This is a genomic window from Microbacterium sp. KKR3/1, assembly GCF_021272365.1.
GTDB lineage: Bacteria > Actinomycetota > Actinomycetes > Actinomycetales > Microbacteriaceae > Microbacterium > Microbacterium aurugineum.
On record NZ_JAJSDW010000001.1, the window covers coordinates 2,361,404 to 2,378,107 of the forward strand.

The following is a 16,704-nucleotide window of genomic DNA, read 5'->3' on the forward strand; positions in this document are numbered from 1 at the left end:
GAGCCTAGGCCGTTCGCATGGACGTTCTTCGGTCAGACCCGTGACCGAAACGAATCGTTATGTGCGGAGGCCTGTACCACGAACGAGGACGCCGTCCAGGCCGAAGCCCGGACGGCGTCCCGTGACGACGATCGCGGATCAGTCCGCTTCGGTCGTATCCGCCGGGGCGTGCTGCCGACGACGGCGCATCGCGAACAGACCGAAGCCTGCTGCCAGGAGCACCACGGCTGCGACGATGTACGGCGTGCTGTCGGCACCGGTCGCGGCCAGGTCGTCCGCGGTCGAGCTTCCCGCGCCCGGGGTCACTGCCCCTCCGCCGGAGACCGCAGCGACGGTGAGTGCCGCGGTGACCTCGGTGCCATCGGGCAGGATGACGGCAAGGGTGTGTGCGCCCGCCGGAGTGTTCGCGGGGATCGTGACCGTCCGCTGGAACGAGCCGTTCGCACCGGCGGTCGCGGTGCCCAGCTGCACCGGGTCCGAGCGGAGCTCGAGGCGAAGCTCGGCGCCCTCCGCGAAGCCGCTGCCCGAGACCGTGACGGTGCCACCGGCCTTCACCGCGGCCGCGCCGAGCTCGATCTTGGCCGGAACCTCGGGCTCCGGCGTGACCGGGGGTGTGACGCCCTCCTCGGTGACCCACTTCTCGCCGGCGTCCGACTTCGTCACGGTGAACGTGTCGTAGACGGCGCCGACGGGGAGGTCGGTCGTGGCTCCCGGCTGCTTCTCCGCGAGGTAGGAGCGGTAGACGAGCTGGTTCTTCGAGACGTCGATCACCTGGTACGTCGTCACGTCCTGACCACGCAGCACCTGGGTGGCGCCGTTGTTGGTCCAGACGTTCTTCTCGGCGGATTCCAGGTCGTAGTGCTTCGCGCCCGAGTTCGACACGACGTAGACGGGACCCGTGGTGAGGCCGGGGGTCTCGGTCGCGTCCGTGTTCACATAGCCGCGGGCGTAGGTGTGGTCGTGGCCCATGAGCACCAGGTCGATGTCGTTGCGCTGGAAGACCGGCAGCCACTCCGCGCGCAGCACCGGCTCGTCACGGCCTGCCGATGCGGAGAAAACCGGCTGGTGGAAGGTGACGACGTTCCACTTCGACGGGCTGTTCTGCAGCAGCAGGTCGAGCCATGCGCCCTGGAAGCGGGTCCAGAGCACACCGATCTGCGTGGATGGGCACTCCGCGCCGGTGCAGGAGGGGAGTCCGGCCGGCGTGAGGAAAGTGGTGTCGCGTGTCGCGTTCAGCGTGATGAAGCGCACGCCCTGGTAGTCGGTGTAGTACGCGGTCTCGGCAGCGAATGAGCTCCAGTGGTCGAAGAACGCGCGGTACTGTTGCGCGACCTCCGAGTCGCCCTTCGCGAGGTCCGCCAGCTCACCGATCGAGCTGGTCGACGGGTTGTTGTGCGGGTACTCGAAGGCTGCCTTCCAGGCGGTGAGCAGCTTGTCGCCGGAGTACTCGTGGTTGCCGGGGGCTGCCATCACGTTGGTGCGGACCGCCGAGTCCTTCATGCCCTTGAACCAGTTGACCCACTCGTTCTCGTTGCTCGAGGTGTTGATCAGGTCGCCTGCGTGCACCGAGCCGATCGACCGGGGAGCGTTGGCCTCGGCCTGCTTCACGACACTCGGCCACGTGGTGTCGAGGCCGATCTGCGCGTCGCCGTAGTAGATGAACTGGAAGTCGGTCGCCGAAGGATCCGCGGTACGGAAGGTGAACCACTCGCTCCAGCTGCCGGGAAGACCGACGCGGTAGCGGTACTCGGTGGCGGCGGTGAGGCCGGTCACGGTCGCCGAGAAGTGCTTGTTCGGGTTGCCGTTCACGACGCCGGCGTCGTACGCGTCGATCGTGCGGGTCTCGCCGCCGGCGGCCGGGGCGATCTCTACCTGCCCGACCGTGTGCGAGGCATCGCCCGCCAGCCACGAGAAGGCCTGGGAGACCTCGGGCTGCTCGGTCGGTGTCAGGATAACGCGGGTCGGCGGGGCGAGCACGGGCGTGCCGGGGTCGGACGCCTCCACGAGCGTGAGCGACGACATGTCGAAGTAGATGTCGGAGCTGGTCTCGCGATCCTGGAAGAGGGAGACGGCGATGGTGTTGGTGCCGTCGTGGAGCAGGTCGCCTTCGGCGCTGAACGTGCTCGTCAGCGGGTCGCCGTTGCTGTCGCCGGCATACTCGACGTTGGTCGTGTCGGTGATGCGGCCGTCGACGTAGCGCGCGACCTCCTCGCCGTTGATCCAGACGATGATCGCATCGTCGTAGGTGATCGTGCTCTGCAGGACGGCGACCTTCTCCGCCACACCCGTCTCGAGCTCGAAGGTCGTGCGGAAGAAGTACGTCGGCACGGTCGGAGCCTGGGTGCCGTCGAGATAGTGGTTCAGGAGCGTTCGGGGCGTCTGCGGGCCGACCGGGGCGAGCTCCCCGCGTTTTGCGCCGAAGGAGCCCGGGGCCGTCTTCCACGCGCTGTCGTCATAGGCGGGCAGCGTCCAGTCGCGGAGCGCGGCGGGAGCGGGCGAGGGGTCGGAGCCATCGTCGAGATAGTGCCAGGCGGTGTCGCCGGTGATCAGCGAGCCGGTCGGAACCTCGGGATCGGGTGCGGCGAGGGCCGCGGGGGCGACGACGGCGCCGCCGAGCAGGGCGAGGAGCGCGACGGATGTGAGTCCGTGACGTCGCCACCGCACGGCAGGGGTGGGGGAGGTCATGTGAGTCCTTCGTGGAGGGGGGTTCCGTGCTCAGCCGCACGGGGCTCATCCACTCCACCGAAGACGGATGGCCGGAGCCTGACCCCGCGGAGACCGGGAGGTGAACGATGTGATGCGGGCCACGTCACCCGGGCCATAACGGAGACCGATCGGTCGCGGGCCCGCGTGTCGAGGGGCGGCGCGCCGTGGGGCGAGCGGTTGGTCTGCGTTTTGGCAGACGAGGGGCGCAGAGCCCAGGCGCAGTCGGCTCACCCCGGTACGCTGGAACCCATGCTCAACATGGCTGACGGCCTCGCTCGTCTCGGTGCGCTCGCCGAGAATCCGGTCGTCGGCACCCTCGCGAGGGCGTTCGAGGGCGCGGGCTACGAATTGGCCGTGGTCGGTGGTCCGGTGCGCGATGCGCTGCTCGGTCGGGAGACGCACGATCTCGACTTCACCACGAACGCGTCACCCGACGACATCCTGGCGATCGTCACGCCGATCTCGACCGCTCGCTGGGACATCGGTCGCGAGTTCGGCACGATCGGTGCGCGCGTGCAGGGCGAGCAGGTCGAGATCACGACGTATCGCGCCGACAGCTACGACGGCGTGACCCGCAAGCCCACGGTCGAGTTCGGCGACACGATCGACGGCGACCTCGTGCGCCGCGACTTCACGGTCAACTCGATGGCGCTCCAGGTGCCGGCTGTGAAGCTCGTCGACCCGACCGGCGGAGTGGAAGACCTCATCGCCGGTGTTCTGCGCACCCCCGCCGACCCGAAGATCTCGTTCGGCGACGACCCGTTGCGGATGCTGCGGGCGGCTCGTTTCAGCGCCCAGCTCGGCTTCCGCGTCGACGAGGCCACCACCGCGGCGATCGCCGCGCTGCGCGAGACCCTGACGATCGTGAGCCCCGAGCGCATCCAGTCCGAGCTCGTGCGCCTCATGCAGACAGACGATCCGGTGCGCGGCATCCGCGTGCTGGTCGACACCGGCCTGATCGACGAGTTCCTCCCCGAGGTCACCGCGCTGCGCCTCGAGGTCGATGAGCACCATCATCACAAGGACGTCTACGAGCACTCGCTCACCGTGCTCCGTCAGGCGATCGAGCTCGAGCACTCCCGGCACCCCGGTGCCGCCCCCGATGTGCCCCTGCGCATCGCCGCCCTGCTGCACGACATCGGCAAGCCTCGCACCCGCAAGCTCGAGGCCGGGGGAGTGGTGACCTTCCATCACCACGACGTGGTCGGGGCGCGCATGGCCCGCAAGCGGCTGCAGGCTCTGCGCTTCGACACCGCCACGACCGACGCCGTCGCCACCCTCATCGAGCTGCACCTGCGCTTCTTCGGTTATGCCGAGGGGACCTGGACGGATGCCGCGGTGCGACGCTACGTGCGCGACGCGGGCGACCTGCTCGAGCGGTTGCACATCCTGACCCGGGCCGATGTGACCACGCGCAACAAGCGCAAGGCCGGTCGTCTCGCCGCTGCGTACGACGACATCGAATCGCGCATCGTCGCCCTCCGTGAGCAGGAGGAGCTCGACTCGATCCGTCCGGAACTCGACGGAAACCGCATCCAGGAGGTGCTCGGCATCTCACCGGGGCGTGAGGTGGGCGAGGCGTACCGGTTCCTGCTCGACCTGCGCTTGGACGAGGGGGTGCTCGGTCCCGACGTCGCGGAGCAGCGCCTCCGCGAGTGGTGGGCCTCGCGCGGCTGACTCCGGCCCACCTATTCCGCGCGTGGCCCCACGCTCGTACACTGAATCCACGAAGCCTCTTCGATGATCGGAGATCGCTGTGTCTGCGCCGTGGCAGGTATCCCGCGAGTCCCTTCCGGCGACATCGCGCCTTCTCGTCGAGCGCGCGCACGAGGAACTGCTCGCCGGCAATCTCGACGACCGGCGGCTGCAGGGGGTGCGTCCGCTCGTCCGCGAGTCGTGGGAACGCTCGTGGCGCCGCCGCGTCGGACCCGAAGACACACCGCCGCTGGAGCTGATCAGCGACGAACTGGAAGAATATCGGCTCGCTCACCCGCTCGCCTCCGCGATGGACATGATCCGCGCCCTGCTGTTGCCGGGCTCGAGCGAGGACACCGGAGTGATCATCGCCGTCGGTGACCAGGCGGGTCGGTTGCTGTGGATCGAAGGCGACGAACAGCTGCGCTCGCTCACGGACGACATGGGCTTCGTCGCCGGTGCGAACTGGTCGGAGGATGCGGTCGGGACGAGTGCGCCCGGCACGGCTCTCGCCTTGGAGCAGTCGGTGCAGATCGGCGGTGCCGAGCACTACAACCGGCTCGTGCATCCGTGGTCGTGCACGGCCGCACCTGTGCGCGACCCGGAGACGAAGCGTGTGCTCGGAGTGATCGACATCACCGGCGGACCCGAGGTCGTGTCCGCGCAGGCACGGTTGCTGGTCGATGCGACGGCACGGGCCGTGGAGTCCGAGCTGATGGTCGCACGCCTCCGGGCGAGGGGTGAGACGCCGCGTTTGCGGTCGACCCCGTCGAAGGCGCGTATCCCGGCGACCGCCCGGGCGACGCTGCACGTTCTCGGACGCGACCGTGCGCGCTTGGAGACCGAGTCGGCGCACGGCGAGGCCATGATCGACCTGAGCGCGCGACATGCCGCCATCCTCCTGATGCTCGCGGTCCACCGTCAGGGGCTCTCGGCAGAGCGCCTGTGCGAGCTGGTCTACGGCGAAGGGGTCTCGCCCGACACGCTCCGCCCGGAGATGGTGCGTCTGCGCAAGGTGCTCGAGCGCACGGCCCCCGACCTCGTGCCGGAGTCCCGTCCCTATCGGCTGCCCGTCGCCATCGACACCGACGCGCATGACGTGCTCTCGCTGCTCGACCGCGGTGCTCACCGTGTCGCACTGACGGCGTACCGCGGGCCCGTGCTGCCCGAGTCGACCTCGCCCGGGGTGGAGGAGTTCCGCGAGACGGTGCGCGGGGCGTTGCGTGAGGTGATGCTCTCGGAGGCCAGCCTCGACGTTCTGCTCTCCTACGCCGAGATCCCCGAGGGGCAGAGAGACGCCGAGGTGCTGCGCCTGGCCCTGGAGATGCTCCCCGCACGGTCGCCGAAGCGCGCGGCACTGGTCACCCGGATCGAGCGCCTCGCCGACTGATCCCCCCGGTTTGCGGGATCGAAAACGCCCCTCCCGGGCACCTCTCCGGTGCGTTTCTGATCCCGCACGAGGGTCAATCCCGCGACTGCAACCCGCTGCAACGTTGCGCATCGGGGTGCAACCTCCCGAGACCTACCTTCGGAACACAGCCGCGCACGAAGCGCGGCCCGTCGAAGGAGACTCCATGAGCATCGTCGAAGAAGACGTGTCCCTCGCCTACGCGGCCCCGGGCCGGCCGGGCGCCCTCGCGAACTATCGTCCCCGATACGGCCACTACATCGGCGGAGAGTTCGTCGAACCCGTGAAGGGCCAGTACTTCGAGAACATCAGCCCCGTCAACGGCAAGCCCTTCACGGAGGTCGGCCGCGGCACGAGCGAAGACATCGACCGCGCCGTGGACGTGGCCTGGAAGGCGTTCACCGGATGGGGGAAGACGAGTCCGGCCGAGCGGTCGGTCATCCTGAATCGCATCGCGGATCGGATCGAGCAGCACCTCGAGGAGATCGCGGTCGCGGAGACGTGGGAGAACGGCAAGCCCGTGCGCGAGACCCTCGCCGCCGACATCCCTCTCGCCGTCGACCACTTCCGCTACTTCGCCGGTGTGCTGCGGGCACAGGAGGGCGGGATCAGCCAGCTCGACGAGAACACCGTCGCGTACCACTTCCATGAGCCGCTCGGCGTGGTCGGACAGATCATCCCCTGGAACTTCCCGATCCTGATGGCCGTGTGGAAGCTCGCGCCCGCGCTCGCCGCAGGCAACTGCGTCGTGATCAAGCCGGCCGAGCAGACGCCGGCATCCCTGCTGTTCCTGTTCGACATCATCGGTGACCTGCTCCCGGCGGGTGTCGTGAACATCGTCAACGGGTTCGGCATCGAGGCGGGCGCTCCGCTCGCGCAGCACAAGCGCATCCGCAAGGTCGCCTTCACGGGAGAGACCACGACCGGTCGTCTGATCATGCAGTACGCCTCGCAGAACCTGATCCCGGTCACGCTGGAGCTCGGAGGCAAGAGCCCGAACGTGTTCTTCGACGACGTCGCCCGCTCGACCAGCGACCCGTTCTACGACAAGGCACTCGAGGGCTTCACGATGTTCGCGCTGAACCAGGGCGAGGTCTGCACCTGCCCCTCGCGTGCACTCATCCAGCGGTCGATCTACGACGGATTCCTCGCCGACGGACTTCAGCGCGTCGGCAAGGTCGTGCAGGGCAACCCGCTCGACCCCGCCACGATGATCGGTGCACAGGCATCGAACGACCAGCTGGAGAAGATCCTCAGCTACATCGACATCGGCACGCAGGGCGGTGCGCGACTGCTGGCCGGAGGGGAGCGGGTCGACCTCGGCGGTGATCTCAGCGAGGGGTTCTACGTCGCCCCGACCGTGTTCGAGGGCACGAACGACATGCGCATCTTCCAGGAGGAGATCTTCGGTCCGGTGCTCTCGGTCACGTCGTTCGATGACTTCGACGACGCGATCTCCATCGCGAACGACACGCTCTACGGACTGGGTGCGGGTGTGTGGAGCCGCAGTGGCGACACGGCCTATCGCGCGGGCCGGGCGATCGAGGCTGGACGCGTGTGGACGAACACCTACCACCAGTACCCGGCCCACGCCGCGTTCGGCGGATACAAGCAGTCGGGTGTGGGGCGCGAGAACCACAAGATGATGCTCGACCACTACCAGCAGACGAAGAACCTCCTCGTCTCGTACGCGGAAGGGCCGATGAGCTTCTTCTGAGCTCGACCCCGGGCGGGCGCTGCTCCCTCAGCGTCCGTCCGGACCATCTCTGGAAGGGGGAACCGTGGCCATCAGCGGCACACAGCAGCGGGTCGATGTGACGGAGGCCGCGGCCTCGCTCGTGCGCGAGCTCACCGTGCAGCACGGTCCGCTCATGTTCCATCAGTCGGGCGGATGCTGCGACGGCTCCGCGCCCATGTGCTTCCCCGTCGGCATGTTCCTCATCGGCGAGGGCGACGTGCTGCTCGGCGCACTCGACGTCGGACTCGCAGACCCCGTCGAGGTCTACATGTCGCAGTCGCAGTTCGAGTACTGGAAGTACACGCACCTGACGATCGACGTGGTGCCGGGGCGCGGTGCCGGGTTCAGCGTCGAAGGATCGACGGGTATGCGATTCCTCATCCGCTCCCGGATGCTGGACGACGCGGAGCTCGCGTACTTCGGATTGGCGACGCCGGCAGGCTGAGTCGCCCCGCCTCAGCGCGGCAGCCGCGGAACCGCGTCGACGAGCGCTCGCGTGTACGGGTCCTGCGGGTCGTGCAGCACGGCCGAAGTGGCACCCTGCTCGACGACGCGGCCGTTCTGCAGCACGAGCGTGCGGTCGCAGGCCGAGGCGATCGCGGTGAGGTCGTGCGACACCATCACGAGCGACAGGCCGTTCTCGCGGCGCAAGCGATCGAGTAGCTCGAGCACCTGCACGCGCGTCGTCACGTCGAGCGCGCTGACGGGCTCATCGGCGAGAAGCACGCGCGGGCGGGAGACCACGGCGCGGGCGATCGCGATGCGCTGACGCTGCCCACCGGAGAACTCGTGCGGATAGCGGCGGGCGGTGTCAGCGGGAAGCCCGACGGAGTCCAGGGCCTCGGCGATGCGGCGTTGCGCGTCGGCGCCGGATGCCAGGCCGAGCGAGCGGAGTGGTTCGCCGACGATCCGGTCGATGCGCTGGCGAGGATCGAGCGACGAGTACGGGTCTTGGAACACCGGCTGCACGCTCGCGCGGAACCGTCGCATCTGTGCGCGGTCGCGCAGGGCGAGCGGGGCGCCCTCGAACAGCACCCGTCCGTCGCGCGGAGCATCGAGCCCGAGCATCAGCCGCAGGATCGTGGACTTGCCCGCCCCCGATTCTCCGACGAGGCCCAACGAGTCGCCCTCGTCGATGCGCAGTGACACGTCGTGGAGAACGCGGCGCGATCCATAGGCGAAGCCGGCTCCGCGCACTTCGAGCAGCGTCATCGTCCGACCTCCCCGGCATCGAGGAAAGCATCGAGCGCGCGGGCGCTGTCGACCAGCATCCGCGTGTACGGCTCGGCCGGCTCCTGCAGCACCTGCGCCACCGCGCCCGCTTCCACGACGAGTCCGTCGCGCAGCACCACGATCCGGTCCACCATGCGCGAGACCACGGCCAGGTCATGGCTGATGAACAGCAGCGCCATGCCCCGCTCGTCGACCAGGCGTTCGAGCAGCGTGAGCACGCCGTCCTGCACGGTCACGTCGAGTGCGGTGGTCGGCTCGTCGGCGATCAGCAGTTGCGGGCGGGCCGCGAGGGCGATGGCGATGGCGACACGCTGACGCTGACCACCCGAGAGTTCATGCGGGTAGGCGCGCGCGATGCGGGCGTCGGGCAGGGAGACCTCGTCGAGGGCCGTGGCGACGGCGCTCTTCAGCTCCGCCCCGCGCAGACCGAGGTGGCGCCGCAGCGGTTCGGCGATCTGCCGGCCCACCCGCATCAGGGGGTCGAGCGCGGTGAGCGGTTCCTGGAACACGATCTGCGCGACGGATCCGCGCAGCGGGCGGAGGTCGGCGTCCCGAGCGTCGATCACCTGGTGCCCGTCGAGCATCACCGAGCCCGACGCGCGGAGGGCATCCGGCAGCAGGCCGGTCACGGCCGTCGAGGTCAGCGACTTGCCCGAGCCGGACTCGCCGATCAGCCCCAGGCGCTCCCCCGCTCCGAGGGAGAACGAGACATCGCGCACGAGCGCGCCGGCGCCGGAGCGGACCGTGAGGCCGGAGACGTCGAGGAGGCTCATCGGCTCCTCCTTCGGGTCGGGTCGGCGAGGTCGCGCAGACCATCGGCGAGGAAGTTCACACCGAGCACGAGCGCGATGATCGCGATTCCGGGAGCGATGGCACCGACGGGTGCGGTGAGCACGGTGCCCTGCGCCTCCTGCAGCATCCGTCCCCACGAAGCGTTGGGCGGCGGTGCGCCGAGCCCGAGGTACGACAGGCTCGCCTCGGCCAGCACGGCGGCACCGAACTGCAGCGCCAGGCTCACGGCGAGGGTGGGTGCGATGTTCGGCAGCACGTGTTGGAACACGATCCCGAGCACGCCGGTGCCGCTCGTGCGCGCGGCGGTGATGTACTGCTCCTGCAGCACGCGGCGCGCGAGGATACGCGTGAGTCGCGCCACGACCGCCGACATCGCCAGGCCGATCGCGAGTACCGCAGACCACAGCGATGCTCCCTGCACCGCGACGACGAGCATCGCCAGCAGCAGCACGGGGAACGCGATCACCACGTCGAGACCAGCCGAGAGGGTGTCGTCGACCCAGGGGCGGGCGAACGCGGCGAGCAGGCCGATGATCGTTCCGAGGACCGCGGCGATCGCGACGGCGCCCGTGCCGACGATGAGCGCGATCCGTGCGCCCCACATCAACTGCGAGAACAGGTCGCGGCCGAGTCGATCGGTGCCGAGGAGGTGCTGTGCGCTCGGGCCTTCGAGTCGGCCTCCACTGGTGTCGGCGAGCGGATAGGGCAGCCAGAACAGGGAGACCAGCGCGATCAGCACGATGACGCCGGTGAGGACGATCCCGATCACCAGGGTCGCCTTCGGCCGTCGGCGCACGGGTACGGAGGCGGTGATCAGCTGTTCGGCGACGCGGCTCATCGGTTCCCCGAAACGCTCGTGCGCAGGCGCGGATCGATCAGACGCTGCACGATGTCGGCGGCGAACCCGACCAGCAGCACGAAGAGCGTGCTGACGACGAGGACGCCCTGGATCACCTGGAAATCGTGCTGCTCGATGGCCGAGAGCAGCAGGCTGCCGAGCCCGGGAAGTGTGAACACGCTCTCGACGACCACCGCGCCGAGGAGCGTGGTCGACAGTTCGATGCCGAGCACCGCGACCACGGGCACCGCCCCGTTGCGCACCCCGTGCCGCAGCAGCGCTTCTCCCATGCCGGAACCGCCGGCGCGCGCGGTGCGCAGGTAGTCGCTTCCGAGCACGTCGAGTGTCGCCGAGCGGACGTAGCGGCTGAGAGAGGCGCTCATGACGATCACGATGGTGAGAATGGGCAGCGCGAGCGAACGGAGCGCATCCGCCGGATCCTCCCAGTCCTTCCGGGGGAATCCGCCGGAAGGCAGTACGCCGAGACCGAGCGCGAACACCCAGACGAGCACGACGCCAACCCAGAACACGGGGACGGCGACGCCGAGCTGCGCGAACCCCGACAGCGCGATCCCGTACCAGCGGTCGGACTTGACGGCCGCGGTGATACCGATCACGAGTGAGACGAGGAGCGCGATGGTGAAGGCGATGAGCGTGAGCGGGAGGGTCACGGCGAGCCGATCGGCGATGTCAGGTCCGACCGGACGGGAGCTCAGGAACGATTCGCCGAGATCGAAGCGGAGCAGCTGACCCGCCCAGGTGGTGAACTGCTGCAGCAGGGGCTGGTCCGAGCCGACCTGAGCGCGCGCGGCGGCGATCTGCTCGGGGGTGGCGTTCACCGAGAGCAGCGCGTTGGCCGGGTCGCCGGGGAGCAGTCGCAGCAGCACGAAGATCGCGACCATCGCGACGACGAGCGACACCGCGAGGAACGCGAGGCGGCGCAGGAGGTAGGCGAGCATGGCTTCTCAGGATGACGTGGGGGATGCCGACGCGCGGCATCCCCCACGCACGTCAGGACTTGACGATGTCGTAGGCGAAGAACTGCGAGTTCAGGCCGTTGACCGGGTACCCGCTGAGGTCGCTCGAGGCGACCACGATCTGCGGGTACAGGTACAACCATACGCTCGCGGCATCGGCGGCGATCTTCTCGTTGACCTTCTTGAGAAGAGCGGTCTGCTCGTCGGTCGTCGCGGCCTGCTCGGCGTCGGCGACCCACTGCTGCACGTCGGCGTCGTCGTAGCCCCAGTAGAAGTCGGGGTTGCCGTACCAGACCACGTCGCGGTCGTTCACGTGCTCCTGCAGTGTGGCCTCGAAGTCCTGCTCCTTGAAGACCTTCGTGTACCACTCGTCGGCGCTGATCGTGTTGATCTCGACCGTGATGCCGACCTCGGCGAGCTGCGACTGCAGGAACTCCGCCACCGCGGGGTGAGGGTCGTAGCTCGGGGTGTCGAGCGTGAACGTGAAACCGTCGGCGTAGCCCGCCTCCGCGAGCAGCTTCTTCGAGAGGTCGACGTCGTAGGGGTTGACCTGCGTGAGGTCCTCGTACCAGGGATCGGTGGGCGGCACCATCGAGCCGATCAGCGTGCCGTAGTCACCCCAGATCGATTCGAGCAGCTTCTTCGTGTCGATCGCGGAGTAGACCGCCTTGCGCACGCGCGTGTCGTCGAAGGGCGCGACGCGGTCGTTGAAGGCGAGCAGCTCCTTCGTGGTGGAGGTGCCCTCGCTCACGACATAGTCGTCGGAGTCGAACTGCGTCAGCGAGTCCGGGTTCTGCACGCTGGTGATGACGTCGATCTCACCCGTGAGGAGCGCGTTGTTCTCGGCCGTCGCGTCGGTGAAGTACGTGTAGACGACCTCGCCGTTCTTGGCGGTCTCGCCCCAGTAGTCGTCCCAGCGCTGGAGGGTGAGGGTCGAGCCCTTCTTCCACTCGTCGAGCGTGTAGGGGCCGGTGCCGTCCTCCGTGCTCGTGATGTCGCCGGCCTCGTCGTTCACGATCCAGACGTAGCTGAGGTTGTACAGGAACGAGATCGACCGCTGCGACAGCGTGAACACGACGGTGCTGTCGTCGGGGGTGGCGATGTCGGCGATCGTCGTGAAGCTCGACTTGCGGGCCGACACGGAGTCTTCGGCGGTGACGGCCTCGATGCTCGACTTCACGTCGGCGGAGGTGAGCGGGTCGCCCGAGTGGAAGGTCACGTCGTCGCGGAGCGTGATCGTGTAGGTCAGGCCGTCGTCGGACACCTGGGCGTCTTCGGCGAGAAGAGGTTCGACCTCACCGTCATCCGTGAGCCGGTACAGGCCCTCGTAGACGTTGCCGGTCAGCGCTTCGGTCACGCCTTGCCCGCCGCCCTGGGTGTTGCTCAGGTTGGTCGGCTCGTACAGCGACCCGATGAAGATCGTGGCGTCTTCGCTCGCGGTGGCGTCGTCGCTCGTGCCCGACGCGCAGCCGGCCACGAGCGCGAGCGTGGCGACGGCGCCGAGCGCGCCGAGGATGCGGGTTCTTCTCATGAGTGCTCCAGGGTGAGAGTGTGCGGCGTCACGCCGCGTAGATGTCGAAGCCGTCGCGGAAAACGACGTTCTTCTCGCCTGCTCGGATGGGCAGGGGGAAGCGGTTGGATGCCGGCGGCAGCGGGCAGTTGTACTGGGCGCTGAAACCGCACGGTGGCACGAACGCGCGGTTGAAGTCGAGGACCACCGAGCCCTCGTCATCCCGCAGCTGCACGAACAGGAAGCGTCCGGATCCGTAGGTCTCCGCGCCGTTCGTCTCGTCGCCGAAGACGAGCAGCAGCGTGCCGCCGTCGTCGAACGCGGCGAGGGTGTACTCCTGGCCCGCGAGCTCGAGGCGGATGTCGCCCGGCACGACCAGGTCGCGGGTTCCACCGTTGTCGCGGATGTGCTCGAACGACACGCGGCGGTCCCCGGCGACCGGAGTGAAGTGCCCTTCGAGCACCCAGGCCGGGTCGTACTCGTAGGTGTCGATGCGGTCGAAAGCGCGGATGGCGGGGGCATCCGCGTCCCAGACGCGCAGCCCATGCTCGGCCTCACCGGTCTCGATGTTCGTGCGCTCGATCGGTGTCACCGTGACCGTGTCGGCCGCGGCGCGCTGTTCGGCCTCAAGGTCGGGGCGCTCGCCGGTCCAACGGGTCTCGATCAGGGCGAGGTTCCCGGTCGCCGAGGTGACGGCGGCGCGGCGCTCGGCCTGCCAGTGGGTGTGTTCTTCGCGTTCAGGCATCACTTTCAATTCTCTTGCATGGAGAAGGCGGCGGGGTCGGCCTCGTCACCCGGGGTAACGCTGGGGGACGCACTCTCCATTCCGAGGACCCCTGTACGGGTATCTGCCGTACGCTGTCCTCATGAATACTTCCACCACGCCGCTGAAGAGCGCCCGCCTGGAATTCCGTGTCACGGCCGACCAGAAGGAGACGATCGAAGAGGCAGCCGCTATCGAGGGCCGCAGCGTGACGGACTTCTCGGCATCGGTGCTGGTGGAGCGGGCGCAGGAGGTCATCGAACGCGAACGTCGATTGCGCGTCGATGCCGTCCGGTTCGATGCCTTCATCGGGGTCATGGAACGCTCGCCTCGTACTGTCGAGGGTCTGCGAGAGCTGCTGAGACGGGAATCCGTCTTCGTTGACTGAGTTCCGCACCCCGCGGCCTCTCGCGGCCGGCGACAAGCTGTCCGATTTCCGCTGCGGGGAGGAGAGTCTCGACAGCTGGTTGCGAGGACGGCCCCGCTCGAACGAGAAGAGCGGTGCTTCCCGCACGATGGTCTCGGTGACGCGGGAGGGGAGGGTCGCGGGGTACTACTGCCTCTCGTCGAGTGCGCTGGACCGTGGCGACGGACCTCCGCCCCTCGCGGTCGGAATGCCCGTCTCCGTTCCCATCGTGCTGCTCGGGCGTCTCGCCGTCGACCGCGAGTACGCAGGACGCGGCCTCGGCGTCTCCCTCCTGCAGCACGCGACCATGCGCGCGCTCGAAGCCGCAGACGCCATCGGAGTGCGTGCCATCCTGGTGCACGCGATCAACGATGAGGTCGTGCCGTTCTACGAGCGCTTCGGTTTCGAACGGTTCCCCGGAGCGGAGCGCTCGCTGTTCCTCCTCGCCCAGGATGCCAGGGCGACGCTGTCGGCGTGACCGACCTCAGCCGCTCACGCCGTCGAGCATCGCTTTCGACGCGTGCGTTTGGGCGCGCTAGAGCTCCGTCGTCGGGTCGGATCAGCTCCTGGCGGCGATCTCGGCGTGCACCGCGCGGCGGAGCCACTCGGCGTAGCGCTCACTCGTCCACCCCGACTGCGTGACCAGCTGCTGGTAGCTCTCGGGGGAGAGCAGGAACGACAGGGCATCGGCGACTGCGGAGTCGTCGATGCCTGGTGAGGCGAGGTCGCGGCGGCGCAGTTCCGAAACCAGCCCCCGGTAGTCCGCGCTGCGGTGCTCGAGGATCCGGCGGAGCGCCTCATCGACGACGGGATCCGACAGCGCAGCCCCCAGCAGCACCGTCCACAAGCCGTGTCCACGCGCGTTCGCGGTCGTGATCTGCGTCAGCACGGTATCGAGGAAGACGTCGTCCGGGAGGTCCAAGAGTCCGTTCGCGACTTCGGTGTCGGCGAGCGTCTCCGCTCCTTCCGAGCCGGAGAAGGTGACCTCGAAAGCGGCGATGAGCAGCTCGGCTTTCGATGCCGTCGTCTTCACGGTCTCGGCCGAGACCCCTGCCTCACGAGCGATCGCGGCGATCGTGGTCGCCTGGTAGCCCTGCGTGGCGAACAGGCGTGCGGATGCGGAGACGATGCGCTCGCGGGTCTCCAGCGCCTGGCGTGCGCGCAACTCGGATCGATAGGCGCGGGGAGCGATCTCAACCATTGACTTTCCTGTTGGTGTTATGAATACTACGACGGTACATTCAATCTTAGCGAAAGGGCTCGACATGTCCAGCTACCTCCTCACCTGCACACCGGCTCACGGTCATGTCCTGTCGCTGCTGCAGGTCGCGCGCCACCTCCTCTCCCGCGGCCACGAGGTGAGCTTCCTCACGAGCAGCCGCTACGCCGAGCGGGTGGCCGATGCAGGCGCACGCTTCCTCGCTCTGCCTGCCGAGGCGGACGTCGACCTCGACGACGCCGACGGGTCGTTCCCGGAGCGTGCGGGGCTCACCGGCCCCGCCGCGCTGCGGTTCGACATGAGCACTCTCTTCGTGCGTCCTGGCGCGGCGCAGCTCGCTGCCGTCCAGGCCGAGCTCGACGCCCACCCGGTCGATGCCGTCCTCACGGAGCCGCTCTTCGTCGGGGGTGCTCTCCTGCAGCTGATGCCCGTCCACGAACGGCCGCCGGTCGTCGTCCTCGGCATCTTCCCGCTCGGAGTGCGCAGCAGGGACGCGGCGCCGTTCGGCCTCGGAGCCATGCCCATCCCGGGGCCGTTCGGCCGCCTCCGCAACGCCGCCCTGCGTGTGATCGCCGAGAGAGCGATCTTCGGGGGCGTGCAGAAGGAGGCCGACGAGATGGCGCGCCGCACGGTCGGCCGTGAGCTCGGCGGTTTCGTGCTCGACTGGGCTGGCCGCGCAGACGCCTACGTGCAGTTCACCGTGCCCGAGTTCGAGTACCCGCGCACCGACCTGCCCGCGACCGTGCACTTCGCGGGACCGTTGCCGGCCGTGACGTCGACGGCGGGCGTGCCGGAGTGGTGGCCCGATCTCGATGGATCCCGTCCCGTGGTGCATGTCACCCAGGGCACGATCGCGAACTCGGACTTCGGGCAGCTGGTCCTCCCGACGATCACGGCGCTCGCGGGCTCCGATGTCCTCGTGGTGGTGACCACGGGCGGACGACCGGTCGACGCCCTGGGGGTCACGCTGCCGGACAACGTGCGCGTGGCGGAGTATCTGCCCTACGACCGCTTGCTCCCGCTGGTCGACGTACTGGTCACCAACGGTGGCTACGGCGGTGTCCAGCAGGCGCTCGCCCACGGGATCCCGCTCGTGGTCGCGGGCCAGACCGAAGACAAGGTCGAGGTGTCGGCGCGCGTCGGGTGGTCGGGTGCCGGAGTGAACCTGCGCACGACCAACGCGACGCCGGTTCAGGTCTCCCGTGCCGTGGAGCGTGTCCTGTCGGAGCCCGCGTTCCGTGCGAACGCGGAACGCATCGGCGCCGCCATGCGCGAGGCCGATGCAGGACGCGCGCTCGATCGCGTCCTGGACGAGGTCTCGGCGCAGTGGGGCCGCACTCGCTCCCGCGCCGGTGGAGCGGAGGGCGTGTGAAAGCGCATTCCGACGCATGGATGCAACGTGTTGCAACCTCTCGCGGT

General features: G+C 68.7%; 15 protein-coding genes. 7 read left to right on the forward strand and 8 right to left on the reverse strand.

Going from position 1 to position 16,704, the window contains the following annotated elements; all coding sequences use genetic code 11:
• Positions 1–138: 138 nt before the first annotated feature.
• Positions 139–2,685, reverse strand: a complete 2,547-nt coding sequence (locus tag LVJ59_RS11265; RefSeq protein WP_232763073.1) for a fibronectin type III domain-containing protein — start codon at positions 2,683–2,685, stop codon at positions 139–141.
• 270 nt (positions 2,686–2,955) lie between these two features.
• Between LVJ59_RS11265 and LVJ59_RS11270 the strand changes: the two genes are divergently transcribed.
• The 4 genes from LVJ59_RS11270 (at position 2,956) to LVJ59_RS11285 (ending at position 7,992) form a co-directional block, all read left to right on the forward strand.
• A complete protein-coding gene (locus LVJ59_RS11270) occupies positions 2,956–4,383 on the forward strand; it encodes a CCA tRNA nucleotidyltransferase (RefSeq protein WP_232763074.1) in 1,428 nt (475 codons plus the stop codon).
• A 79-nt stretch (positions 4,384–4,462) separates the two neighbouring features.
• Entirely contained in the window at positions 4,463–5,791 is a 1,329-nt protein-coding gene (locus LVJ59_RS11275; protein ID WP_232763075.1) for a transcriptional regulator, read from the forward strand.
• A 184-nt stretch (positions 5,792–5,975) separates the two neighbouring features.
• Positions 5,976–7,526 carry an aldehyde dehydrogenase family protein gene (locus tag LVJ59_RS11280; RefSeq protein WP_232763076.1) on the forward strand — a complete coding sequence of 517 codons (1,551 nt, stop codon included), beginning with the start codon at positions 5,976–5,978 and terminating at the stop codon, positions 7,524–7,526.
• 64 nt (positions 7,527–7,590) lie between these two features.
• The gene (locus LVJ59_RS11285) at positions 7,591–7,992 is read left to right on the forward strand and encodes a DUF779 domain-containing protein (RefSeq protein WP_232763077.1); all 402 of its coding nucleotides are present in this window, start codon (positions 7,591–7,593) and stop codon (positions 7,990–7,992) included.
• 11 nt (positions 7,993–8,003) lie between these two features.
• Here LVJ59_RS11285 and LVJ59_RS11290 read toward each other — a convergent pair whose 3' ends face one another.
• The 6 genes from LVJ59_RS11290 to LVJ59_RS11315 are packed head-to-tail and all read right to left on the reverse strand — an operon-like array spanning position 8,004 to position 13,642.
• The gene (locus LVJ59_RS11290) at positions 8,004–8,759 is read right to left on the reverse strand and encodes an ABC transporter ATP-binding protein (RefSeq protein ID WP_047521428.1); all 756 of its coding nucleotides are present in this window, start codon (positions 8,757–8,759) and stop codon (positions 8,004–8,006) included.
• Positions 8,756–9,553 carry an ABC transporter ATP-binding protein gene (locus LVJ59_RS11295; RefSeq protein WP_232763078.1) on the reverse strand — a complete coding sequence of 266 codons (798 nt, stop codon included), beginning with the start codon at positions 9,551–9,553 and terminating at the stop codon, positions 8,756–8,758. The genes LVJ59_RS11290 and LVJ59_RS11295 overlap by 4 nt, the downstream gene beginning before the upstream one ends.
• Entirely contained in the window at positions 9,550–10,410 is an 861-nt protein-coding gene (locus LVJ59_RS11300; RefSeq protein WP_134352565.1) for an ABC transporter permease, read from the reverse strand. The genes LVJ59_RS11295 and LVJ59_RS11300 overlap by 4 nt, the downstream gene beginning before the upstream one ends.
• Positions 10,407–11,369, reverse strand: coding sequence for an ABC transporter permease (locus LVJ59_RS11305; protein WP_232763079.1), 963 nt, complete (start codon positions 11,367–11,369; stop codon positions 10,407–10,409). Before LVJ59_RS11305 ends, LVJ59_RS11300 begins: the two co-directional genes overlap by 4 nt.
• A gap of 52 nt (positions 11,370–11,421) precedes the next feature.
• On the reverse strand, positions 11,422–12,918 hold the full coding sequence (locus LVJ59_RS11310; protein ID WP_232763080.1) for an ABC transporter substrate-binding protein: 1,497 nt from the start codon (positions 12,916–12,918) through the stop codon (positions 11,422–11,424).
• Positions 12,919–12,946: 28 nt separating this feature from the next.
• The gene (locus LVJ59_RS11315) at positions 12,947–13,642 is read right to left on the reverse strand and encodes a DUF1684 domain-containing protein (protein ID WP_047521448.1); all 696 of its coding nucleotides are present in this window, start codon (positions 13,640–13,642) and stop codon (positions 12,947–12,949) included.
• 121 nt (positions 13,643–13,763) lie between these two features.
• Between LVJ59_RS11315 and LVJ59_RS11320 the strand changes: the two genes are divergently transcribed.
• Both LVJ59_RS11320 and LVJ59_RS11325 read left to right on the forward strand, forming a co-directional pair.
• Entirely contained in the window at positions 13,764–14,048 is a 285-nt protein-coding gene (locus LVJ59_RS11320; RefSeq protein ID WP_232763081.1) for a DUF1778 domain-containing protein, read from the forward strand.
• Complete coding sequence (locus LVJ59_RS11325; RefSeq protein WP_232763082.1) at positions 14,041–14,544, forward strand: GNAT family N-acetyltransferase; 504 nt, start codon at positions 14,041–14,043, stop codon at positions 14,542–14,544. Before LVJ59_RS11320 ends, LVJ59_RS11325 begins: the two co-directional genes overlap by 8 nt.
• A gap of 81 nt (positions 14,545–14,625) precedes the next feature.
• Here LVJ59_RS11325 and LVJ59_RS11330 read toward each other — a convergent pair whose 3' ends face one another.
• Entirely contained in the window at positions 14,626–15,267 is a 642-nt protein-coding gene (locus LVJ59_RS11330) for a TetR/AcrR family transcriptional regulator (protein WP_232763083.1), read from the reverse strand.
• 64 nt (positions 15,268–15,331) lie between these two features.
• Here LVJ59_RS11330 and LVJ59_RS11335 point away from each other — a divergent pair, with 64 nt between their 5' ends.
• Positions 15,332–16,657: a nucleotide disphospho-sugar-binding domain-containing protein gene (locus tag LVJ59_RS11335; protein ID WP_232763084.1), complete on the forward strand. Its 1,326-nt coding sequence runs from the start codon at positions 15,332–15,334 to the stop codon at positions 16,655–16,657.
• Positions 16,658–16,704 lie beyond the last annotated feature (47 nt).

Excerpts from the sequence above, each read along its gene's own strand:
- LVJ59_RS11270 (WP_232763074.1), top strand. The coding sequence starts at position 2,956 with ATGCTCAACATGGCTGACGGCCTCGCTCGTCTCGGTGCGCTCGCCGAG.
- LVJ59_RS11320 (WP_232763081.1), top strand. The coding sequence starts at position 13,764 with ATGAATACTTCCACCACGCCGCTGAAGAGCGCCCGCCTGGAATTCCGT.
- LVJ59_RS11335 (WP_232763084.1), top strand. The coding sequence starts at position 15,332 with ATGTCCAGCTACCTCCTCACCTGCACACCGGCTCACGGTCATGTCCTG.
- LVJ59_RS11310 (WP_232763080.1), bottom strand. The coding sequence starts at position 12,918 with ATGAGAAGAACCCGCATCCTCGGCGCGCTCGGCGCCGTCGCCACGCTC.
- LVJ59_RS11330 (WP_232763083.1), bottom strand. The coding sequence starts at position 15,267 with ATGGTTGAGATCGCTCCCCGCGCCTATCGATCCGAGTTGCGCGCACGC.
- LVJ59_RS11280 (WP_232763076.1), top strand. The coding sequence starts at position 5,976 with ATGAGCATCGTCGAAGAAGACGTGTCCCTCGCCTACGCGGCCCCGGGC.
- LVJ59_RS11300 (WP_134352565.1), bottom strand. The coding sequence starts at position 10,410 with ATGAGCCGCGTCGCCGAACAGCTGATCACCGCCTCCGTACCCGTGCGC.
- LVJ59_RS11290 (WP_047521428.1), bottom strand. The coding sequence starts at position 8,759 with ATGACGCTGCTCGAAGTGCGCGGAGCCGGCTTCGCCTATGGATCGCGC.
- LVJ59_RS11265 (WP_232763073.1), bottom strand. The coding sequence starts at position 2,685 with ATGACCTCCCCCACCCCTGCCGTGCGGTGGCGACGTCACGGACTCACA.
- LVJ59_RS11315 (WP_047521448.1), bottom strand. The coding sequence starts at position 13,642 with ATGCCTGAACGCGAAGAACACACCCACTGGCAGGCCGAGCGCCGCGCC.
- LVJ59_RS11305 (WP_232763079.1), bottom strand. The coding sequence starts at position 11,369 with ATGCTCGCCTACCTCCTGCGCCGCCTCGCGTTCCTCGCGGTGTCGCTC.
- LVJ59_RS11295 (WP_232763078.1), bottom strand. The coding sequence starts at position 9,553 with ATGAGCCTCCTCGACGTCTCCGGCCTCACGGTCCGCTCCGGCGCCGGC.